This is a genomic window from Arundinibacter roseus (assembly GCF_004348825.1).
In the GTDB taxonomy this organism is placed as follows: Bacteria; Bacteroidota; Bacteroidia; order Cytophagales; family Spirosomataceae; genus Arundinibacter; species Arundinibacter roseus.
The window spans coordinates 1-22,379 of sequence record NZ_SMJU01000028.1; the positions used below are offsets into that span (position 1 = coordinate 1).

At 41.8% G+C, this 22,379-nt stretch carries 17 protein-coding genes and 1 rRNA gene; 17 read left to right on the plus strand and 1 reads right to left on the minus strand.

Translation table 11 applies throughout. The annotated features are described in order from the left end of the window. Nucleotides 1-591 precede the first annotated feature (591 nt). From EZE20_RS23605 to EZE20_RS23675, 15 genes are all read left to right on the plus strand, one after another. Nucleotides 592-2,010, plus strand: a complete 1,419-nt coding sequence (locus EZE20_RS23605; protein ID WP_132122449.1) for an anthranilate synthase component I family protein — start codon at nt 592-594, stop codon at nt 2,008-2,010. Nucleotides 2,011-2,078: 68 nt separating this feature from the next. Continuing rightward, on the plus strand, nt 2,079-2,645 hold the full coding sequence (locus EZE20_RS23610; protein ID WP_132122451.1) for an anthranilate synthase component II: 567 nt from the start codon (nt 2,079-2,081) through the stop codon (nt 2,643-2,645). A 72-nt stretch (nt 2,646-2,717) separates the two neighbouring features. After that, nucleotides 2,718-3,707: an anthranilate phosphoribosyltransferase gene (gene trpD, locus EZE20_RS23615; protein WP_132122453.1), complete on the plus strand. Its 990-nt coding sequence runs from the start codon at nt 2,718-2,720 to the stop codon at nt 3,705-3,707. 20 nt (nt 3,708-3,727) lie between these two features. Further along, nucleotides 3,728-4,549, plus strand: coding sequence for an indole-3-glycerol phosphate synthase TrpC (trpC, locus tag EZE20_RS23620; RefSeq protein ID WP_132122455.1), 822 nt, complete (start codon nt 3,728-3,730; stop codon nt 4,547-4,549). Beyond that, the gene (locus tag EZE20_RS23625; protein ID WP_132122457.1) at nt 4,546-5,196 is read left to right on the plus strand and encodes a phosphoribosylanthranilate isomerase; all 651 of its coding nucleotides are present in this window, start codon (nt 4,546-4,548) and stop codon (nt 5,194-5,196) included. Before trpC ends, EZE20_RS23625 begins: the two co-directional genes overlap by 4 nt. A gap of 3 nt (nt 5,197-5,199) precedes the next feature. Next, nucleotides 5,200-6,399, plus strand: a complete 1,200-nt coding sequence (gene trpB, locus EZE20_RS23630) for a tryptophan synthase subunit beta (protein ID WP_132122459.1) — start codon at nt 5,200-5,202, stop codon at nt 6,397-6,399. 19 nt (nt 6,400-6,418) lie between these two features. Continuing rightward, nucleotides 6,419-6,619 carry a hypothetical protein gene (locus EZE20_RS23635; RefSeq protein WP_132122461.1) on the plus strand — a complete coding sequence of 67 codons (201 nt, stop codon included), beginning with the start codon at nt 6,419-6,421 and terminating at the stop codon, nt 6,617-6,619. Nucleotides 6,620-6,677: 58 nt separating this feature from the next. Further along, nucleotides 6,678-7,067, plus strand: coding sequence for a Dabb family protein (locus tag EZE20_RS23640; RefSeq protein WP_132122463.1), 390 nt, complete (start codon nt 6,678-6,680; stop codon nt 7,065-7,067). After that, on the plus strand, nt 7,064-7,861 hold the full coding sequence (gene trpA, locus EZE20_RS23645; RefSeq protein ID WP_132122465.1) for a tryptophan synthase subunit alpha: 798 nt from the start codon (nt 7,064-7,066) through the stop codon (nt 7,859-7,861). The genes EZE20_RS23640 and trpA overlap by 4 nt, the downstream gene beginning before the upstream one ends. Nucleotides 7,862-8,036: 175 nt before the next feature. Further along, nucleotides 8,037-11,384, plus strand: coding sequence for a DUF4175 family protein (locus EZE20_RS23650; RefSeq protein WP_132122467.1), 3,348 nt, complete (start codon nt 8,037-8,039; stop codon nt 11,382-11,384). A gap of 195 nt (nt 11,385-11,579) precedes the next feature. After that, nucleotides 11,580-12,002 carry an rRNA maturation RNase YbeY gene (gene ybeY / locus EZE20_RS23655; RefSeq protein ID WP_132122479.1) on the plus strand — a complete coding sequence of 141 codons (423 nt, stop codon included), beginning with the start codon at nt 11,580-11,582 and terminating at the stop codon, nt 12,000-12,002. A gap of 88 nt (nt 12,003-12,090) precedes the next feature. Continuing rightward, nucleotides 12,091-13,953 (plus strand): tRNA uridine-5-carboxymethylaminomethyl(34) synthesis enzyme MnmG, encoded by a 1,863-nt coding sequence (gene mnmG / locus EZE20_RS23660; protein WP_132122469.1) that lies wholly within the window; start codon nt 12,091-12,093, stop codon nt 13,951-13,953. A gap of 4 nt (nt 13,954-13,957) precedes the next feature. After that, nucleotides 13,958-14,860 carry a class I SAM-dependent methyltransferase gene (locus EZE20_RS23665; protein ID WP_132122471.1) on the plus strand — a complete coding sequence of 301 codons (903 nt, stop codon included), beginning with the start codon at nt 13,958-13,960 and terminating at the stop codon, nt 14,858-14,860. Nucleotides 14,861-14,978: 118 nt separating this feature from the next. Continuing rightward, nucleotides 14,979-16,592, plus strand: a complete 1,614-nt coding sequence (locus tag EZE20_RS23670) for an Ig-like domain-containing domain (RefSeq protein WP_132122473.1) — start codon at nt 14,979-14,981, stop codon at nt 16,590-16,592. 473 nt (nt 16,593-17,065) lie between these two features. Beyond that, the gene (locus EZE20_RS23675; RefSeq protein WP_228713994.1) at nt 17,066-18,838 is read left to right on the plus strand and encodes a tetratricopeptide repeat protein; all 1,773 of its coding nucleotides are present in this window, start codon (nt 17,066-17,068) and stop codon (nt 18,836-18,838) included. 128 nt (nt 18,839-18,966) lie between these two features. Here the strand turns inward: EZE20_RS23675 and thrC are convergent, their stop codons facing one another. After that, complete coding sequence (gene thrC / locus EZE20_RS23680; RefSeq protein ID WP_132122475.1) at nt 18,967-20,265, minus strand: threonine synthase; 1,299 nt, start codon at nt 20,263-20,265, stop codon at nt 18,967-18,969. A gap of 139 nt (nt 20,266-20,404) precedes the next feature. On the opposite strand from thrC, the gene pruA reads away from it, so the two are divergent. Together pruA and EZE20_RS23690 are read left to right on the plus strand one after the other, a co-directional pair. Further along, entirely contained in the window at nt 20,405-22,036 is a 1,632-nt protein-coding gene (gene pruA / locus EZE20_RS23685; protein WP_132122477.1) for an L-glutamate gamma-semialdehyde dehydrogenase, read from the plus strand. A 225-nt stretch (nt 22,037-22,261) separates the two neighbouring features. After that, a 16S ribosomal RNA gene (locus EZE20_RS23690) occupies nt 22,262-22,379 on the plus strand; the annotation flags it as partial.

The following is a 22,379-nucleotide window of genomic DNA, read 5'->3' on the forward strand; positions in this document are numbered from 1 at the left end:
CCACAATATTAAACCCCAAGCGGGCTCAGATAATCCTGAGCCCGCTTTTTTTGTGGCTCACCTCATCTAATCACCTCTTCCCATCCCGAACAGAGAAGTTAAGGTTGGTCGCAACCCCGGCCTTACCAGTGAAAGTCCAAAAGTTGTAGTGCTTGTTTGGTATTTTCTTTAAAAGAATAATCTTATTTTTTTAAAAGTTATTCTTTATTACTGTCATTGAATAACCTGACTCTTGCCTCGTCAACTGACTATTAATCAATATTTTAAATTCTTCTTCTTCTGCACATTTTAATTTTTTCAGGAATCAGCTCCCTACATTTCTAAAAAAAGATTTGTTACTCTGAATTTCATTGTTTTATCTTTACGGAGTAAAAACGAGGTTAGTAATAACAGGCACAGCCTCAAAACCAGAATACAACTTTTCCGAAAATGACTATTTCTCTGAACAATGCATGGTGGTGGCGTTCCTCTCTACGAGATGAACGAGAAAGCCTTTATGCGTAATCAGAAATAATAAACGCACAAGCGGCTCGCTGTTCATCCGAACGGCGAGCCGCTTTTTTTATTTGATAACCTCATACTTCCTGTTTTATGTCATCTAATTATCCAATTACAACCCGATACCGTAAACTCCTGGCAGATACGCTCACTCCCGTTTCTATCTATTTAAAATTACGGGATAATTATGTAAATTCTCTTTTATTGGAAAGCTCCGATTATCATGGCAATGAAGATTCTTTCTCCTATATCTGTTGTGATCCGGTAGCTTCTTTTAAATTGAATAATGGAATAGTCGAGCAACAATTTCCGGGAGATAGTAAGGAAACGATTACACTTTCTCACCCAAAAGAAGCAATTTCTGTATTGCAGCAATTCGCTCAGCGATTTCATTCGGAGCAAAACCCATTTCCCTTTATTTCCAATGGATTATTTGGGCATATGACCTATGATTCCGTAGCTTATTTTGAAGATATTTCCATTCAACCTGAATCTCCTGAAACAGCAATTGATCAGATCTATTATCAGGTATATCGCTACGTAATTGCCATCAATCATTTCAAAGATGAACTTTATATTTTTGAACATACTTATGAAGGACCTTCTACGCAAACCGAAGATGGACTCGAAAAGATAGAAATTATAATTAAGAATCGTAATTTCCCTACCTATCAATTCAAAACACTTGATGAAGAAACATCAAATGTTTCTGACGATGATATGCGAAAGGTTATTCAAACCTGTATAGATCACTGTCATCGGGGAGATGTATTTCAAATTGTCCCTTCGCGTCGATTTAATCGCAGTTTTCAGGGTGATGAATTTAATGTGTATAGGGCCTTGCGTTCAATAAATCCTTCTCCCTATCTTTTTTACTTCGATTATGGCAATTATAAAATATTTGGTTCGTCTCCAGAAAAACAAATCTTCATTAAAAATGGGCAGGCCGAAATTCATCCTATTGCAGGTACATTTAAGCGAACAGGCGACGACCGTGCAGATGCTGAAGCTGCGCAGCAATTGTTAAACGATCCGAAAGAAACGGCGGAACATGTCATGCTTGTGGATTTGGCACGTAATGACCTGAGCCGGAGTTGTGATGCCGTGAAGGTCGAAACTTATAAAGAAGTACAATTCTATTCGCATGTAATTCATTTGGTATCCAAGGTTGTGGGGACGATGAAAGAAGGTACGAATCCGCTTCAACTTGTAGCTGATACTTTCCCCGCAGGTACACTTTCCGGAGCACCCAAGCACATGGCTATGACTTTAATTGATGGATTGGAAACCAGCAATCGTAGTATTTATGGGGGGGCGATTGGCTTCATGGATTTTAATGGAGATTTTAACCATGCCATTGCTATCCGAACCTTTTTGAGCAAAGATAACATGCTGTTTTACAGAGCCGGTATGGGGGTTGTTGCTAAGTCCAGCGTTGAAAGTGAATTGAACGAAATCAACAGTAAACTGGCTGCACTCCGGAAAGCTATCGACATGGCTGAAACCATTTAATACGCTCTTTTTCCATGACTTTATAATCAATAAAAAAATAACATTCGTACACAGCTTAGGTGTTTACTATGAAAATTCTGGTTCTTGATAATTACGATTCGTTCACTTACAATCTCGTGTATATTCTTCGCGAACTGCATGATACGGTAGAGGTGTTCAGAAATGATAAAATTTCGTTGGAAGACGTGGCGGCTTATGATAAGATTCTGCTTTCACCAGGCCCGGGAATCCCTTCGGAGGCTGGCATCATGCTTGACCTGGTCAAAGAATATGCACCCACAAAAAGTATTTTGGGCATTTGCCTGGGGCATCAGGGGATTGGAGAGGTATTTGGCGGAAGTTTGGAAAATATGCCTGACGTCCTTCATGGCATTAGCGATAAAGCCCTCGTTACCGATCCGTCTGAACGCCTGTTTAAAGGTCTACCCTCAGAAATTCTTGTAGGTCGTTACCATTCCTGGACGGTGGTGCCTCAATCGGTGCCTGATACAATGACAGTTACGGCAGTTGATGCACAAGGCCGGGTGATGGGCCTGTCACATAAACAGTTTGATGTAAGAGGGTTGCAATTTCATCCCGAATCTGTTTTGACAGAATACGGTAAAGAGATGCTTCAAAATTGGTTGAATGTGTAAACTTTCTTTCACTGTCGTTGCCAATTCGTACCCTTTGACATTTTTCCAGATATAGAAAATTTGATTTGATTCATGAAAAAAATACTTTCTCATTTATTTGATTACAACGCACTTTCCAAAGAACAGGCAAAGGAAGTTCTGACGGGTATTACAAAAGGCGATTACAACGCTTCTCAAATAGCTTCATTTCTAACTATATACGCGATGCGGAGCATCACGGTGGCAGAATTGGAAGGTTTTCGAGATGCAATGCTTGATCTTTGTCTCGCCGTAGATCTTTCAGCCTATGATCCTATGGACGTTTGTGGAACGGGTGGAGATGGCAAAGACACCTTCAACATTTCCACGCTTTCCTGTTTTGTAGTAGCGGGGGCCGGGCAGCACGTGGCCAAACACGGAAATCACGGAGTTTCTTCCCTATGCGGTTCCTCGACCGTATTGGAATATCTGGGCGTAAAATTCAGTAATGATCAGGGACATCTCGAACGTACTATTGAAGAGGCCGGCGTTTGTTTTTTACATGCCCCTCTTTTTCATCCATCCATGAAAAATGTAGCGCCTGTCCGGCGTGAGTTAGGCATCAAAACATTCTTCAATATGCTGGGCCCGCTGGTCAATCCGGCTTTCCCCAAAAAGCAATTTGTGGGTGTTTTCAATCTTGAATTAGCTAGACTTTATGCGTATCTTTACCAACAAACCGATAAGCAATTTCTGGTTGTACATGCCCTGGATGGCTATGATGAAGTGTCTTTGACTGGTCCTTTTAAAATAATCACTGCTCACTCTGAGCAAATCCTGACCCCCTCTCAGCTGGGGCTTGAAACTCTTCGGCCTGAATCTCTCTCAGGTGGGGAAACCGTTCAGGACTCAGCGCAAATTTTCTTGAATATATTGAACAATGAAGGTACTTCTTCTCAAAAGCAGGCCGTTATTGCTAATGCAGCCCTGGCTCTTTCCTGTGCCCGACCACAGCTGAGCCTTTCCGATGCTGTTGAGATGGCACGGGAGTCTCTCGAAAGTAAGAAAGCCCTGGCGTGTTTTCATAAATTAGTAGCAGCCTAACCCATCCTTATAAAACAAAAATGACCATATTAGATAAAATTATTGCCCAAAAGCGACTTGAAATTGCTGCTGCCAAATCAGAAAAGAAGCAGTCTGCCTTAGAAAAAGAGCCCTTTTTTTTGCGCAAAACCAATTCTCTTGTAAGCGCCTTACAGCATACTGAAATTCCGGGAATTATCGCCGAATTTAAGCGTCAATCTCCTTCCAAAGGCATAATCAATGATCAGGTAACGGCCGAGTTCGTAACGGCAGGCTATAAAGAAGCGGGCGCAAAGGCTTTGTCTGTTTTGACAGACTCCATGTTTTTTGGTGGTTCATTTGATGACTTTCAGCGTGCCCGAGCTGCCAATCCCGAAATCCCCATGCTACGTAAGGATTTTATGGTTGATCCGTATCAGCTTTTTGAAGCCAAAGCGCTGGGAGCGGACGTTATCCTGCTCATAGCAGCCTGCCTTTCTCCGACGGAGGTACAATCGCTTGCCCAAACTGCTCATCAGTTAGGCCTGGAAGTTCTGCTGGAAGTTCATAATCTCGAAGAACTGAACCAAAGCCTGTGCGACTCTATCGACATGGTAGGCGTCAATAACCGGAATTTAAAAACCTTTACCACGTCTCTTGACACTTCTCTGGAACTTATTGAGCATATTCCTGAGAAATTTGTCAAAATCTCCGAAAGCGGGCTTCAGGATCCTATCACCATTTTTCAACTATTTCAGCAGGGTTACAAAGGGTTCTTAATCGGCGAAACGTTCATGAAGACGGCCGATCCGGCAGCTGCCCTGCGTACCCTGCAAGATCAACTACACACAATTGCTAACCCCCTTAACACCCCAATCGTATGAAATTAAAAGTGTGCGGAATGCGCGAATCGGCTAACATTCAGGAATTGGTAGCTTTGAAGCCCGATTTTATAGGCTTTATTTTTTACGATAAATCTCCGCGATTTGCAGGTGACATCCTTGACCCGGAAGTTGTACGACAAATTCCTTCCCAAATCAAGAAAGTAGGCGTGTTTGTAAACTCCAACCCTGATTTTATAATGGGTATGGTAAAACAGTTTGATCTGCAGTATGCGCAGCTGCACGGAAACGAACTCCCTGATTTGTGCCGAATTCTACGTCATAAAGGTGTAAACGTTATTAAAGCGTTCTCCATTGATAGCACGTTTAATTTTGCAACTTTAAATAATTATAAACCTTTTTGCGATTTGTTTTTGTTTGATACAAAGGGCGCCGATCCAGGCGGAAACGGAGTTGCCTTCGACTGGACGATTCTCAAAAAATACGATCAGGATAAACCGTTTCTTTTGAGTGGGGGCATAAGCCTTGATAATATTCAGGATGTAATCGAACTGTCGTCTACCTTGCAGATTTACGGAATTGATATCAATAGCCGTTTCGAGTCAGCGCCAGGCCTTAAAGATCTGGATCAGATTCAAAGGCTTATCGGATCAATCCGAATTGAGGAAGAAGAGGAAATAGCTTTATAATTTATGGAAACATTAGAAAAATCAAGCACCTTTCAGGTGGATAAAAATGGGTATTACGGCCTTTTTGGTGGAGCTTTCATTCCCGAAATGCTTTATCCCAATGTAGAAGAACTACGGAATACTTACCTGAGCATCATTGAACAACCTGACTTTCAGAGGGATTTCAACCATCTCCTGAAAAACTATGTTGGGCGGCCCACGCCACTTTACCTGGCACCGCGCCTGTCCGAAAAATATGGTACTACCGTATATCTCAAACGCGAAGACTTATGCCATACGGGTGCTCATAAAATCAATAATACGATTGGTCAGATTTTGTTAGCGCAGCGACTGGGCAAAAAGCGCATCGTTGCCGAAACGGGAGCAGGCCAACATGGCGTAGCAACTGCGACGGTTTGTGCGCTTATGGGCGTTGAATGTATTGTGTACATGGGCGAGCACGATATTGAGCGGCAAGCCCCTAATGTTGCCCGTATGAAAATGCTGGGCGCCGAAGTTCGTGCGGCAACCTGCGGCTCCAAAACTCTTAAAGACGCCACAAATGAAGCTATGCGGCACTGGATCAACAATCCGGTTGATACGCATTATATCATTGGCTCAGTGGTTGGGCCGCATCCGTATCCGGATATGGTTGCCCGTTTTCAGTCGGTAATTTCTGCCGAGATAAAAACGCAGCTGCTGGAACAAACCGGAAATGCAAACCCTGATTATGTCGTGGCCTGTGTAGGGGGCGGAAGCAATGCGGCCGGAGCATTTTTTCATTACCTCGACGACACCGACGTACAACTGATCGCCGTTGAGGCCGCAGGTAAAGGCGTAGATACAGGTTTTTCTGCCGCAACTACAGCTCTCGGAAATGCGGGCGTACTACATGGTAGCCGCACGTTGCTGATGCAGACCGAAGATGGACAAGTGGTGGAACCGTATTCAATTTCGGCCGGCCTCGACTACCCTGGCATTGGCCCTGTACACGCTCATTTATACCAGACGGGCCGAGCTAAATTCCTCTCTGCTACCGACGACGAAGCCGTACAGGCAGCTTTTGAGCTTGCCAAAATAGAAGGAATTATCCCTGCCCTTGAAACGGCTCATGCTTTGGCTATCCTCGACCGCCTTGGTGCTGGCGCCCATGAGGTAGTTGTCGTTAATCTTTCGGGACGCGGCGACAAAGATCTTGCAACCTTTATGAAGTATATTGATTGAACCAAACAACCACAAAATTATGGCAACTATGACTCTGCCTGAGGTTTTTGACCTCCGATTAAAGTTACAGCAGCTCGAAGGAAAGAAAGATTCGCCCGAACTCTCTTTATTTGAGCGTTGTGATCTGGAAGATGAAATTCTCAACATTAAAGAACAGCTTGGTCAATTTGACCGACAAAAATTCAGTCAGGACGATGAATGTATCAATTGCTCCGGCTAAGGTTTGTTTTCCCTGATTATTCCTGCGAATCAATTTTTAACCTTTCTTTTTTTAACATATGAAAATAAAATTCTCTTTGCTGGCCGCCTTTTTACTCATTGGCGCCTTTGCTTTCTCTGCTTTTGAAACCGCTAAACCCAAGAAAATGCTACGCCACGTTGTTTTGTTTAAATTTAAAGATTCTTCTACTCCCGCTCAGGTAAAAGAAGTAGAAGACGCTTTTAGAATGTTGCCTTCAAAAATTAAAGAAATTAATAGTCTGGAATGGGGCACCAATAATAGTCCCGAAAATCTGAATCAGGGCTTTACGCACTGCTTTTTTGTAACATTCAAAAGCGAAGAAGACCGGGCTGTTTATTTGCCACACCCCGACCATAAAGCCTTTGGAAAAGTGCTTGGCCCACATCTTGACAAAGTATTGGTAGTAGATTACTGGGTAAACGAATGAACCGAATCATTGAGTTATTTCAGAAACAGTCGGCCAACAACCTGAACGTTTACTATACCGCTGGTTTTCCGAATGTGTCGGATACGCTGCCCATTTTAGTCTCTTTACAGGAAGCCGGAGCCGATTTGGTTGAGATCGGGATGCCTTATTCAGATCCTGTGGCCGATGGTGAAACCATTCAGCAGAGCAATCAACAGGCACTCGAAAATGGGATGACCGTTCGATTGCTTTTTGAACAATTGCAGGAGATGCGCGCCAATGTTACAATTCCTGTCTTACTGATGGGATATATAAATCCTGTCATTCAGTTTGGAATTGAAGACTTTTGTAAAAAATGCGCAGAAGTAGGTGTAGACGGTTTGATTCTGCCCGATATGCCTATGGATGTCTATTTGAATGAATACAAAGCGATTTTTGAAAGCTACGGATTGGTTAATATTTTTCTGGTGACTCCGCAAACCTCAGAATCCCGAATCCGGCAGATTGACTCCGTAAGCGATGGATTTATTTATACAGTTTCTTCGGCAAGCGTTACGGGCTCGCAATCCGGCGTGAGTGACAATATGGAAACCTATTTTGAGCAAATCAATGCAATGAATTTACGTAACCCGCGCCTCATTGGTTTTGGTATAAAAGATCAAAAAACCTTTACTATGGCCTGTCGCTATGCCAACGGTGCCATTATTGGTAGTGCGTTCATCCGAATGCTTCAAAAAAGCGGCTTCCATCCAAATGATGTGAAAGCTTTTATTGGTTCGATCAAAGCCAATAAACCAACCGAGGTTGACGTTTAACTTACTAAGGAGTAGTTTTTTACAAAAAATGAGTTTAGAGATTATGATCCCGGCGATCGTACTCTGTACTCATTTTTGTTTTCTAAATCAGATTGATCGCTGCACTGAGCCCTTTCACCTGCACGATAATTGCTGCAATATAGATTGACTAAGAATTTCTAATGTAAATAGAATAATGGCAGCTTCTACTAGTACGCTTCTTTTACGAATTCAGGAATACCGTCAGCGGTATTATCAGAATCGCTTGCTCAAAGGCCTTATCTTTTCGGCAGCGCTCGTTTTTAGTGTATTTCTGTTATTTAATACCCTGGAGTATTTCGGGCGTTTCAGTTCCCTTGTTCGGGGCATGCTGTTTTTTGGCTTTTTATCCATTTTAGTTTTCTCTCTGTATCAATGGATTATTCAGCCGTTGATACATCTATATGGAATCAGGCAACCGATTTCGAATGAGGAAGCTGCAATGCAAATCGGGCAGTACTTTCCGGAAGTAGGCGATAAGCTCATCAATACCCTTCAATTGCAGGCACTTTCGGGTCAACAAACAGACCTTATTGAAGCTAGTATTCAACAAAAATCCAATCAACTGTTGATTGTCCGGTTTGCGGATGCCATTCGGTTTCAGGAAAACAAGCAATACCTCAAATATGCGATTTATCCGCTTGCCGCAATTGCCGTCATTCTGCTTTTTAATCCCTCTTTCTTTACATCAAGTTCTGACCGGATCATTCATTTTCAGAAGAATTATACCTACGCTCCATTTTCATTTACCGTAGAGAATAAAACACTCAAAGCGTTTCGAAATGAAGATTATACACTCAATTTGACCCTTAAAGGAGAAGCGTTGCCGCAGTCGGTGTACCTTGTTCAGAACGGTACGAGATTTAAACTAACTCAGGAAGATTCTCAGCAGTTTTTGTACACCTTCAAAAACGTTCAGCGCGATATTCCGTTTTCTTTTGAAGCCGCAGGTTTTACCTCCGACTCCTACACCCTGAAAGTCATCGAACGCCCGGGGCTATTGTCTTTTGATGTTACCCTTCGGTATCCTTCTTATTTAAACAAACCCGCCGAATCACTTTCAAACGTTGGAAACCTGACCGTACCGGAAGGAACACTTGTGGAATGGAATTTTAATACCTCCGCAACTCAATCCCTAGCTGTCCGGTTTGACGAAGACTCGGTACTTTATAATGCCGAAGGAAGAAGCAGCAAGCAATATCAATACAAAAAGTCCGTGCGCCGTTCGTCTCAGTATCAGGTACATTTAAAGAATGACGAAACTCCTGAGTCTGAAAAAATTGGTTACTATATTAATGTCATTCCAGACAAGTTGCCGGAGCTTTCTTTGGAGAATTTTCAGGATACTACCCTCTACAACTACCTGGTCCTTGGTGGTTCTATTAGCGATGATTATGGGTTTACTCAACTCAAATTGTTTTATTCCATCAATCGTGAAAATCAGCCCAAGGAAAAAAAGAGCGCTTTACAGAGTATTGCGATTCCTTTTAATAAGACCACAAATACTCAGAGTTTCTATTTTCAATGGTACGTAGACAGCCTCAGGCTCGAACCGGGCGATAAGATTGAGTACTACGCTCAGGTTTGGGACAATGATGGCGTAAACGGTCCGAAAAGTGCCCGTTCACGAACAATTAATTTTACGATTCCGTCCAAAGATCAGCTGAAAGCAGAAGTACAGAAATCTGCTCAGAAAACAGAAGAGCAAATGGAAAAAGCTTTGAAAAAAGCCCAAAGCCTCGAACAGGATCTCGAAAATCTGGAAAGACGTTTGAAAACAAATAAGGAACTGGACTTTCAGGAGCGCAAGCAGGCAGAGGACATTATCAAAAAGCGAGAAGAATTGCTTAAAGAAATTCAGGCTATTCAGGATCAAAACAAGGCCACAAACGAGAAATCCAATCAGTTTAATCAGCAAAGTCCGGAAATACAGAAGAAAATGGATGAGCTCCAAAAGCTTATGAATGATCTGATGGACGATGAAACGAGTAAACTCTATAAAGAACTCGAAAAACTTTTGGAACAAAAGCAAAGTGAGCGTATGTCTCAAATGCTCGAAAAGCTCCGGAACAAAGAAAACAATCTGGAAAAGGAACTTGAACGTACGCTCAACCTTTTCAAGAAGATGCAAATGGAGGCCAAGATGGAACAAGTCATCGAGGACTTGAAAGATTTGGCAGATCAGGAAGAAAAACTGGCTGAGGAGACACAAAAAAATGAAAAGACAAAAAACGAAGACGAAAAAAAGGCTAAAAATGAAGAGCTGAAAAAAGAGCAGGAGAAGATTAAAGAAGAGTTTGAGAAAGCGCAGGAAGAGTTGGATGAGATCGAAAAAATGGGTGAAGAGATCAAGGAAGATCCGGATACTCAGGAGGAAGAACAGGAAAATGCCGAAGAGCAAATGGAGCAAAGTATGAAGCAGCTGGACAAGCAGCAGAATTCTGACGCTGCAAAATCTCAACAAAAAGCTTCCAAATCCATGCGCAACATGTCTTCCGCAATGGCTGAGGCAATGGAGGCATCTCAGATGTCTCAAATGGAAGAAGATATTGATGCGCTGCGTGATATACTCGAAAACCTCATTCGTCTTTCCTTTGATCAGGAGCAATTAATGAAGGATTTCAAGGGCGTCAATTTACAGGATCCAAGATTTGTTAAGCTTGGTCAAGATCAGCTAAAATTGCAGGACGACGCCAAAGTAGTAGAAGACAGCCTGTATGCACTTGCCAATCGTGTGGTTCAAATTCAGTCGTTTATTACTCGCGAACTGAACGACATGAAATCCTATATGTCCGAATCCGTTACAAACATTCGGGATCGCAGATTAAGTGTTGCAACATCAAAACAGCAGTTCGCTATGACTTCCATGAATAATCTGGCGCTCATGTTAAGTGATGTATTTCGTCAGATGCAGCAGCAAATGGCAATGGCGATGGCAATGCCTGGAAAGGGTAAAGGCAAAGGAAAGGGCGAGCAACAAATGCCGGGTGCAGGCGAAATGCAACAGAAGCTCAATGAGCAGATTCGGCAAATGGGGCAGGGGAAGAATGGACAGCAAGGCGGAAAAAATGCCGAACAGCTTGCCCGTATGGCTGCTGAACAATCTATGATTCGGAAGATGATTCAGGAATTGATGGATTCTCAGAAAGGCACTGAAATGGGAAAAAAGTTTGGAGATGAGCTTCAGGAGCTCATGAAAAAAATGGACGAGTCTGAAACTGATCTTGTCAATAAACGGGTGAATCAGGAGTTGATCAAACGTAATCAGGAAATAGTTACCCGTTTGCTTGAATCCGAAAAAGCTATGCGAGAACAAGGAGAGGACGAAAAACGCAAAGGCGAAACTGCTACGGAAGTGACTCGCCGACCGCCCCCTGCTTTTGAAAAGTATATTCAGGAAAAGGCCAGACAAACGGAACTCCTCCGCTCTATCCCACCAACATTTTCTCCTTTTTATAAAAGAGAAGTTGATGCATATTTCAGGAAATACCAGTCTGAAAAGTAATTAAAGATACATTTTTTCAACAAAAAGCACCTCTATTAGTATTATTGAGGTGCTTTTTGTTGAGTAAGAGTATATTTTGATTATAACTTTGTATAATTTTACGTAGTTTTTTAGTAACTTCCAGTTTTATATTATTTCCTTACGTACCTCTATCTAAATGTTTTACACACTAAACACATTATTCCCTTGAAAACAATGATCCAATTTTTTGCGGAAGACGTTGAATATGATCTTCCTAACCCCACCAAAGTAAAGCGTTGGTTGAAGTTTGTTATTGAATCAGAAGGATTTTCTTTAAACCAACTTAACTACATTTTTTGTTCAGATGAGTATCTTCTGAACATGAATCGTGAGCATTTGCAGCACGATTACTATACTGACATCATTACATTTGACACAAGTGATGATGAGTTACAGGTTGAGGGGGAAATCTATATCAGTACTGATCGGGTAAAAGAAAATGCAGATGGTTTGGATGTCACTTTTGATGACGAATTACGTCGGGTCATCGTTCATGGTGTGTTGCATTTGGTAGGTTACACGGATGAGAATGAATTATTGAAGTCTAAAATGAGAATGAAAGAAGATTTTTATCTTAAAAATTACAAGTATCAGTAAATTTCCACGTGGAACATTTAACGCGTTTTCACAATTTTCACAAGTCTTGACAATTTGTTGAGACTTTTTTTAATAAATACCAATTAAGATGTTTCCGGAATACGATGTAATTGTGGTAGGGGCTGGGCATGCAGGCTGCGAGGCGGCAGCAGCAGCGGCAAATATGGGATCGAAGGTTTTGCTTATAACGATGAATATGCAAACTATCGCTCAGATGTCTTGTAATCCGGCAATGGGTGGTGTAGCGAAAGGGCAGATTGTCAGAGAAATTGACGCTTTGGGTGGACAATCGGGATTAATCAGTGACCGAACCATGATACAGTTTCGTATGCTGAATCGCTCGAAGGGTCCCGCTATGTGGAGCCCGAGATGCCAAAGTGATCGTATGCTATTTGCCCTGGACTGGAGACAAACTCTGGAAGATATTACTCTGGTAGATTTTTGGCAGGATACCGTGAAAGAAATTCTGATCAAAGACGGAAAAATTCGAGGCGTCAAAACAAGTTTGGGGATCGAAATTTCGTCCAAAGCCGTAGTCTTGACAAATGGTACTTTCCTCAATGGCCTGATTCATATCGGGGAAAAGAACTTCGGGGGAGGGCGTACAGGAGAGAAAGCGGCTACGGGAATAACCGAACAATTAGTCACGCTGGGATTTGAAACAGGACGAATGAAAACAGGAACTCCACCAAGGGTAGACGGTCGTTCGCTGGACTATTCACGAATGGAGGAACAACCCGGTGATGAAAATCCCGGTAAGTTTTCTTACAAAGAAACTCCAAGATTAACTAAGCAAAGAAGCTGCTGGATTACTTACACCAATACTAAGGTGCATGAGATTTTGAAAACAGGTTTTGATAAATCTCCTATGTTTTCCGGTCGAATCAAAGGCCTTGGTCCTCGGTATTGCCCTTCGGTAGAAGACAAAATCAATCGTTTTGCAGACAAAGACAGACATCAGATTTTTGTAGAGCCGGAAGGCTGGACAACTGTCGAAGTTTATGTGAATGGTTTTTCTACTTCTTTACCGGAAGATATTCAATACAAAGCCATGAAAGAAATCCCGGGTTTTGAGAATGTCAGGATGTTCAGGCCTGGATACGCTATCGAATATGATTATTTTCCGCCAACGCAGCTCAAACTTACATTGGAAACGCATTTGATTGAGCATCTTTATTTTGCCGGACAAATAAACGGAACTACAGGTTATGAAGAAGCCGCATGTCAGGGATTAATGGCAGGAGTTAACGCGCATTTAAAAATAAATGAGCAAAATCCACTTATCCTTAAACGCTCAGAAGCCTACATAGGAGTATTGATTGATGATCTTGTAAATAAAGGTACCGAAGAACCGTATCGGATGTTTACCTCACGTGCAGAATATCGCACACTACTCCGGCAGGATAATGCGGACATTCGTTTAACAGAAAAAAGCGCCGCACTTGGTCTGGCAGATGAGGAACGCTTGTCTCTTGTCAAACATAAAATTGACCAAACAGAAAAACTTGTTGAGGAACTTTCCAGAGAAAAGGTTTTTCCAGAAGAAGTGAATGATCTCCTCGCCGAATTCGAGACTTCACCCATTCGTGAAAAAACGTCTTTGTTGCAATTGCTGAAACGACCGCAGCTTACGATGGATCATATCAAAAGAATAAAGCCTTCAATGGCAAGTTGGTTGGAAAGCCTGTCAACAGACGCACTCGAACAGGGAGAAATTCATATTAAATACGATAGCTATATTGAGAAAGAACGATTGATGGTTGAAAAAATGAACCGTATGGAAGACTTGATGATCGTTCAAAATTTCAATTATGATTCGGTATCGGCTCTTTCTTTTGAGGGTCGCGAAAAACTTAAAAAGACTCGCCCCCAAACGATCGGTCAGGCTTCACGCATTAGTGGCGTAAGCCCTTCCGACATTTCTGTTCTGATGATTCACATAGGAAGATAATCCCATGACCCTCGAAACCCTTACTAAATGTCCGGTTTGTAATGCAGGCCATTTTTCAGCGTTCCTCCACGTAAAAGATTACACAGTCTCCGGCAATTTATTTCAAATTGTGAAATGCGACTCCTGTAATTTCTTATTTACCAATCCACGACCTCCGGAGTCAGAAATTGGTGCCTTTTACGATTCTGCGGAATACATTTCTCATCATGATGAGGCCAAAGATCTCATGAGCCGACTGTACACCGCAGTTAGAAATTTTACTACTCAACAAAAAATAAAATTGCTTGATCGGTTAGTTAGCCCGAAGGGAGCTTTGCTTGACGTAGGTTGTGGCACGGGCTTCTTTATTTCAAAGGCTATGGAAGCGGGCTGGCACGTAGCCGGTACCGAACCTGATACGAACGCACGTGCGCAGGCAGCAGGCCGGGTAGGGGAGGGGATCAAAGAAGGAATTAGAGATTCTTTTTTTGAGACAAAAAAATTTGATGTAATTACAATGTGGCATGTATTGGAGCATGTACATCTGTTAAATGAAACAATGAAATGGCTTCATGATCACTTGAAGGAGAACGGCAGGCTTATCATTGCAGTGCCAAATCCGGAATCGTATGATGCACAGAAATTCAAGGATAAATGGGCGGCCTATGATGTCCCAAGGCATCTGTATCATTTTTCAAAACACTCATTGGAAAAACTGGCGCAGGTGCACCAATTTAAAGTGCAGGAAGTGCTACCCATGTGGTTTGATTCGTACTATGTAAGTATGCTTAGTTCACGGTATAAAAATGGACAAACAAACCTGCCGGAGAGTATTTGGTCCGGAACTGTTTCAAACTTAAAAGGCCGGAATTCTTCGCAGCGAACACCTAACACATCAAGCCTTATCTATGTACTGAGTAAAGCCTAGGTCATTCCGTTTCTATACATAACCCTCAGTACTGCTCGTTAGTATTGAGGGTTTTTATTTATGCTGCAAAAACTCTTTATATTGTTTCACAAGAAACCCTTTCAAATCAAAAAGTAAAATGAAAAAATTTTGGTTGTATTTAATCACCTTATGGATTTTGGGAAGCTGCGCACAACAGGTTGCCCCCACGGGTGGAAAAAAAGATACGATTGCCCCTGAACTAGTTGGATCAAATCCAGAGAACAAAACCTTAAATTTTGGAGGAAAGGACATCGAACTTTTTTTTGATGAATATGTAATTGTGGATAACATTCAGCAAAAATTGATCATCACACCTGAAACCGAGAATCCCTACAATTACAAACAAAAAGGAAAATCGGTGGTCCTCTCATTTAAGAAGTCTTTTGCAGATAGCACTACGTATACCTTTAATTTTGGAGACGGTATCAAAGATTTCTCTGAGCGAAATCCGGCCCAAAACCTGAAATTGGTTTTCAGTACCGGGCCAAGCATAGATTCCAGTAGAATATATGGTCAGGTTACGGATCAGCGTACAGGTCAACCAATCTTTGATGCTTTGGTAGGACTTTATAAACCAAAAGATACGCTCAATCCCGAAAAACAAAAACCCTATTATTTTTCCCGAACCGATAGCAGCGGTACATTCTCCATAGAAAATATACAGGCATCTGCTTACCGTCTGATTGCGACGGATGATAAAAACAGAAACCAACTCTACAATCCCAAAGACGAACGTATTGCTTTTCTGGATTCAACGATTAATGTTGGTAATGATTCGACGAGCTATCAATTGAAACTCTACCTTTCAGATATTACCGAGCCCCGGGTACTGCGAACGTTACCCAAAGTAAATAACTACACGGTTGTTTTCAATAAAGGTATTGATAGTGTGCGGGTGAAATTTATGGGTTCTGATAGTCTTCCCTATTTATTGGAGTCGGCTACTCAGCTCAAATTTTTTAACAGTGGGCAGCATTCAGATACAACCCTTGTGCAACTCATGGCCTGGGACACTCTCGGGCAACAACTGGAACATGAACAGAAAATTGCATTCCTTGTTCAGCGGGGAAAAGAACGTCAGCTTGATGCTTTTACGGTAATACCCTCCGTTGAAAGAAATCAACCGTTGGCGCGTGACTTTACGTATACCTTTACCTTCAACAAACCTATTGCTACAATTCTGGATGAGAAAGTGATGCTTGTGAACGACACCACATCACGACAGCCACTTGGCAATTTGAAACAAACCTGGAATAGCTTCAGAAATCAGCTGACCATAGAAGGAAAAGCTACCGCCCGCGACTCTATAAAGTGGGATTTACCCTACGGTTCTGTCATCAGTATAGAAGGCGATACTTTGAAAGCTGCCTTGATCAAACACCCTGTACTTAATGAAGACGACTACGGAATACTGCGGGGTAAAGTAACGGCCGATTCGGCCACACACTTTATCGTTGAACTTTTGGATAAAGATTTTAAGGTCGTTCGCAGTACGCGCTCAACTCCCTATACTTTCCGAAGAATTCCACCGGGCGAGTACAAGCTTCGTCTTATTGTAGATTTAAACAATAACGGTCGCTGGGATACGGGTATATTCAGCCAAGGCAAGCAACCTGAGCCAATCTTGTTTTATAACTCACACCTCGTAATAAAGAGCAACTTCGAGTTTGATGACAATAACTTCACAATACCTTCAAAAAGTGCTGATTAGTTTTTGCCCAAATGACGTTAAATGTGGATAAGCGTGTGGAAAACAGAAACAGAGTGTTTATATCTTCCCAAAGAGTGTGGGTAAAGGTGTGGAAAAACAGAAAGTTATGTGGACAAAATTTGTCCCAAATCTCAAACGTTGATAACCACCGACCTAAATCCTACTTAACAGTCTGTTGATACACTTTAGAAACTGTGTATAACGTATAAGAAGTTATCCATCCACAGTTCACTGAAGAATGTGGAAAATAAAAGGCTTCGTTGGTTTACAGCAGATTAGTTGTTCATAAATAGCATTAGTACGTGGATAAATACCTAAATTGTACACATAAGGCCCAGGTACCTAAGTGGAACTAGAGTGGAAAACTTATTTATGCACAAATCCACAGCCTTAATTTAACTTTAATAGATAAAAAATTAATATTTATATTATTTATGAAAAGGGTTCTTATGTGGATAATGTCTGCTATCCTGATGCTTAGCGCTTGGGAAGTACAGGCACAGAGTGATGAGCAGTTGGCCGAGGAATATTTCAGAAACGAGGATTGCGAAAAAGCCCTGACGTACTACGAAAAGATTCTGAAAAAGAATTTTGAAAAACGGGCGTTAAAAAATTATACGGCCTGTCTGATCAAAACCAAAGATTGGGATGAAGCAGAAAAATTCTTCAAGCGGCAGACAAAAGCAGATGGTGCCACAAGTGCCTGGTATTTTTTTCAGTGGGGGCTAGTTTCAGAAGCACAGGGAAAAAGTGCCGAAACTGAAAAAAAATTCACAGAGGCAATCGAGGCTTTCGGCCCAAGGATTGACCTATATCGGGATATGGCAGAAGAGTTCAGAGAGGCACAGAAGACAGAGTGGGCCCAAAGAGCCCTTCAGCGGGCACGCGAAGTAGGTCGTAATGAAAACCTGTTTCGTCTGGAAATGGCAAGCGTATACCGCGATTTAAACGATCCCGAAAATATGATCGGTGAGCTCCTATCCTATGGAATTCTTTTTCGTAATACGGAGATTGTACAGAACATGCTTCAGGATTTTTTAAAGGAAGAGAAAGAGCAGGCACTGCTTGAAAAAGTACTGTATGAGAAGATTCAGAAAAACCCCAATGAAGCTTTTTACAATGAACTTCTGGTATGGTATCAGGTTCAGCGAAAAGATTTCTATAAAGCCTTTATACAGGAAAGAGCCCTCGACAAACGCTTTAAATATAGCGGCACCAGGATTTTTGATTTGGCCAATCTTGCCTTACAGAATAAAGATTATGAAAATGCTGCGGCGATGTTTGAGCACATCGTCAAAGAATATCCACAAGGTCAGCTCTATCCGTTTGCCCGGCGCATGGCAATCAATGCCCGTGAAGAGCAAGTAAAGAATACCTATCCGGTTAATATCGCAGAAGTACAGAAACTCATTGCCGAATATGCCAAGTTACTCAGTGAACTAGGGTCGAATACCAGAACGCTCGAAGCACTTCGCAACATGGCTATATTACATGCCTTTTATCTGGATGAAAAAGAAAAGGCAATTGAGTTGCTTGAAAAGGCAATTGAGGTGGGGAAAACTGAGAAGAACTTTGTGGATAAGTCCAAGCTGGATCTTGGCGATATATATTTATTACAAGGCGAACCCTGGGAAGCTACCCTCGTATATTCACAGGTAGAAAAATCACAGAAAGATGATGTGCTGGGTTATGAAGCAAAATTAAGAAATGCCAAACTGCACTATTTTAAAGGCGATTTTGAACTGTCAAAAGAGGTATTGGATATTTTGAAAAAGGCAACAACTCGTGAAATTGCCAACGATGCAAATGAACTGAGTCTGCTTATTATGGACAACACCGGACTTGATAGTAATGAAGTTGCCATGAGATCTTACGCAAATGTTGAGCTACTTCTATTCCAGAACAAAACGCAGGAAGCGATTGATTCACTAAAAAGTTTATACACTCAGCTGAAAGATCACAGCTTAGCAGACGAGATTTTGTGGTTAACCGCAAAAACCTATCAAAAGCTTGACAGTGTGCCGCAGGCAGTTTCGTGCCTGCAAACGATCCGGGAAAAGTATCACTATGATATTTTGGGAGACGATGCGCTTTACACCTTAGCCAAACTACATCAGGAAAAGTTGAAAGACAAGGAAAACGCAATGAAGCTATATCAGGAATTATTAGAAAAATATCCGGGAAGTATATTCGTGGCAGATTCTCGAAAAAGATACCGAATGCTCAGAGGAGATACAATTAATTGAGAAATAAAACTTAATCACCAAAAAAGCCGAATGATGATACTTAATCATTCGGCTTTTTATTTATTTATATGAACTTATGGACGAACCATTTTCGTCTACGCAAATCTAAGACGCCGGAAAATGCCAAATTACCCCAATAAATAGGCCTTAAATGCGTCAAAATCCACATTTATAGGGATTGAGATTTTTTCAAGTGAAAGTAAATTTTCAAGACGTTCCGGGATATATATGGATGAGTCAAGAGTTTTTTCAACCAAATCAAGAAATTTGGCAGGATGAGCCGTTGCAAGAAAAATTCCGATAAAATCTTCACCAGAATCCTTACGATATTTTTGTAACCCATTATACGCTACCGCTGTGTGCGGACACATGACATAGTTTGTTTCAGAAAAAATTTGTCTCATCGATTCCTGAGTTTCGTCATCGGTAAAATAATATCCCGAAACTTTCTCCCGAATCTTTTCCCAATCTTCATCAAACAGTTTTGTTAGACGCACAAAATTACTGGGGTTACCCACATCCATCGCATTTGAAATAGTTTCAATGGAAGGAAGTGGTGTGTACGAATTACTTGTCAAATATCTGGGCACTACATTATTTGCATTGGTTGAAGCAATAAAATGATGAACAGGAAGTCCCATTTTATAAGCTAAAATTCCCGCGCTAAGATTACCGAAATTTCCACTTGGTACTGAGAAAACCACAGGTTTTCCCATTTTTTTTACCTGAGCATAGGCCGCAAAGTAATAGAAGGATTGGGGAATCAGCCGGGCAATGTTGATAGAATTAGCAGAAGCAAGGTTAAATCGTTCAGTCAGTTCCGAATCAAGAAATGCTTCTTTTACAAGCCATTGGCAATCATCAAACGATCCGGCAACTTCAAGTGCGGTAATGTTGTGGCCAAGTGTAGTCAATTGTTTTTCCTGAATTTCACTGACTTTTCCACTTGGGTAAAGAATCGTTACCGAAATCCCCGGTACTTTATAAAACCCCTGTGCTACCGCTCCACCTGTATCACCGGAGGTTGCCACAAGTATCTTTAACTCTTTATTTGATCTTGTTAAAAAGTAAGACATCAGAGCCGCCATAAAACGGGCACCAAAATCTTTGAACGCCATAGAAGGCCCATGAAAGAGTTCAAGCACAAAATTGTCGGGCGTAATCTGAGCAACAGGTGCCTCAAATGTAAAAGCCCCGGAAACAATGTTTTCAAGGTCTAAGCGTGGAATATCATCTCCCAACAAAGCGAAAGCAACTTCCGTAGCTATTTCATTGAATGTCCTGTTTTCAATTGTTTCAAGAAATTCCTGTGGTAAAGTTGGGATAAACTCGGGCATGTACAAACCGTTATCCGAAGGAAGACTTCTGAATACAGCTTCTTCCAGGTTTGCTTTCAGACTGCTTGTGCGGGTACTGTAAAAAAGCATGATTGCTTGAAATAAAGGTGAATAGTAGGGCGCAAATCTACATAAATCTGTCAGGCCGCCGGGTATGTTGTCCGGGGAAATTTAGGAAAAGTAGCTAACTTGCTGATGAAATCATCATCAACTCTATACCAACGAAGTTATGCCCAAAGGAGTGTTTAAAGTTCCAATTCCGCAAAATGAGCCTGTAAAAAGCTATTCACCAGGAAGTACAGAACGTACAGAAATAAAAGAAGCAATTCAGAAAGCCAGAGCAAGTACAGTCGAAATTCCGCAGTATATAGGGAAGGAAGTCATTTATTCTCAAAATAAAAGGACAATCACTCCTCCCCACGACCACCAACATGTGCTGGGCTATTTTCATGAAGGCTCTGCCGAAGATGTAGCTCAGGCTATTTCCGCAGCCCTTTCGGCGCGTGAAGCCTGGGCAACCATGAACTGGGAACACCGGGCGGCCATCTTCCTGAAAGCTGCTGACCTGATTGCCGGCCCATACCGTGCCGAGCTAAACGCAGCGACGATGCTGGGCCAATCAAAAAATGTGTATCAGGCAGAAATAGATTCGGCCTGTGAAATCATAGATTTTCTGCGGTTCAATGTAAAATTCATGACCGAACTATATGAACAGCAGCCGGAATCTTCGCCAGGTGTCTGGAATCGTCTTGAATATCGTGCCCTCGAAGGGTTTGTGTTTGCCATAACTCCCTTCAACTTTACCGCCATTGCTGGAAATCTACCAGCCGCACCAGCCATGATGGGAAATGTCGTAATCTGGAAGCCAGCGTATACGCAAGTGTATTCGGCTAATGTGCTGATGAAGGTATTCAAAGAAGCAGGTGTTCCAGACGGAGTGATTAACTTAATCCTGGTAGATGGCCCCGTTGCCGGTCAACAGATTTTTAGCCATCCGGACTTTGCAGGCATTCACTTCACAGGTAGTACAGGCGTATTTAAAACTATATGGCAAACTATTGGAAATAATATTTCAATCTATAAATCTTTTCCCAGGATTGTAGGCGAAACCGGCGGGAAAGACTTTGTTCTTGCACATGAATCTGCTGATCCCAAAGCACTAGCCACTGCCTTGGTACGTGGCGGATTTGAATATCAGGGCCAAAAGTGCTCAGCTGCATCAAGAGCATATATTCCTTCCAATCTTTGGGATGAAGTTAAAGAATACATGCTGGCAGATTTACAGGAAATTAAGATGGGAGGAGTAGAAGACTTCTCCAATTTTGTAAATGCAGTTATTGACGAGAAAGCTTTCGATAAGATAGCATCCTATATAGAACAGGCAAAATCAAGTCCTGATGCTGAAATAATTGCCGGTGGAGGACATGACAAGAGTACGGGATATTTTATTGAACCAACACTGATTCTTGCCAAAACACCAAAGTACGTAACGCTTTGCGAAGAAATATTTGGACCTGTTCTTACTATATATATATACGATCCCAAAGACTTCCTCGAAACGATGACACTCGTAGATTCAACTTCTCCCTATGCATTGACAGGCTCAATTTTTGCACAGGACCGATATGCAATTGAGTTAGCTACCGAAAAGCTTACCAATTCCGCAGGCAACTTCTACATAAACGACAAGCCAACCGGAGCCGTAGTTGGGCAGCAGCCTTTTGGGGGAGCCCGTGCTTCGGGAACAAATGATAAGGCAGGATCCATCCTGAATTTGATCAGATGGGTATCTCCGCGGGTAATAAAGGAGACGCTGGTATCACCTAAAAACTATACATATCCCTTCTTACAAGCCGATTAATTGGATATTTTAAGTAAATAATTTTGCCTGATAAAGAATCTTCACAAAAACACATTTTTTTTTACTCTTGTTTGCAAAAGTGAAAGGCAAAATCGTACCTTTGCAATCCCAATCGCAGACAAAGAGAGAGGAAAAGAAGAGTTGGGGTTTTGTTCTTTGACATGATGAAGTAAACCAAAGTGTAAGAAACACGTGTTGTCGATTGACAATTAATACAAGTAATTTACTATGGAGAGTTTGATCCTGGCTCAGGATGAACGCTAGCGGCAGGCTTAATACATGCAAGGCGAGGGGGCATTTCGGTGTCACCGTCGTACGGGTGCGTAACGCGTATGCAACCTAC

Bases quoted from the DNA above. Each gene is read 5' to 3' on its own strand.
- EZE20_RS23605 (WP_132122449.1), top strand. From the start codon at position 592: ATGTCATCTAATTATCCAATTACAACCCGATACCGTAAACTCCTGGCA.
- EZE20_RS23610 (WP_132122451.1), top strand. From the start codon at position 2,079: ATGAAAATTCTGGTTCTTGATAATTACGATTCGTTCACTTACAATCTC.
- trpD (WP_132122453.1), top strand. From the start codon at position 2,718: ATGAAAAAAATACTTTCTCATTTATTTGATTACAACGCACTTTCCAAA.
- trpC (WP_132122455.1), top strand. From the start codon at position 3,728: ATGACCATATTAGATAAAATTATTGCCCAAAAGCGACTTGAAATTGCT.
- EZE20_RS23625 (WP_132122457.1), top strand. From the start codon at position 4,546: ATGAAATTAAAAGTGTGCGGAATGCGCGAATCGGCTAACATTCAGGAA.
- trpB (WP_132122459.1), top strand. From the start codon at position 5,200: ATGGAAACATTAGAAAAATCAAGCACCTTTCAGGTGGATAAAAATGGG.
- EZE20_RS23635 (WP_132122461.1), top strand. From the start codon at position 6,419: ATGGCAACTATGACTCTGCCTGAGGTTTTTGACCTCCGATTAAAGTTA.
- EZE20_RS23640 (WP_132122463.1), top strand. From the start codon at position 6,678: ATGAAAATAAAATTCTCTTTGCTGGCCGCCTTTTTACTCATTGGCGCC.
- trpA (WP_132122465.1), top strand. From the start codon at position 7,064: ATGAACCGAATCATTGAGTTATTTCAGAAACAGTCGGCCAACAACCTG.
- EZE20_RS23650 (WP_132122467.1), top strand. From the start codon at position 8,037: ATGGCAGCTTCTACTAGTACGCTTCTTTTACGAATTCAGGAATACCGT.
- ybeY (WP_132122479.1), top strand. From the start codon at position 11,580: ATGATCCAATTTTTTGCGGAAGACGTTGAATATGATCTTCCTAACCCC.
- mnmG (WP_132122469.1), top strand. From the start codon at position 12,091: ATGTTTCCGGAATACGATGTAATTGTGGTAGGGGCTGGGCATGCAGGC.
- EZE20_RS23665 (WP_132122471.1), top strand. From the start codon at position 13,958: ATGACCCTCGAAACCCTTACTAAATGTCCGGTTTGTAATGCAGGCCAT.
- EZE20_RS23670 (WP_132122473.1), top strand. From the start codon at position 14,979: ATGAAAAAATTTTGGTTGTATTTAATCACCTTATGGATTTTGGGAAGC.
- EZE20_RS23675 (WP_228713994.1), top strand. From the start codon at position 17,066: ATGCTTAGCGCTTGGGAAGTACAGGCACAGAGTGATGAGCAGTTGGCC.
- thrC (WP_132122475.1), bottom strand. From the start codon at position 20,265: ATGCTTTTTTACAGTACCCGCACAAGCAGTCTGAAAGCAAACCTGGAA.
- pruA (WP_132122477.1), top strand. From the start codon at position 20,405: ATGCCCAAAGGAGTGTTTAAAGTTCCAATTCCGCAAAATGAGCCTGTA.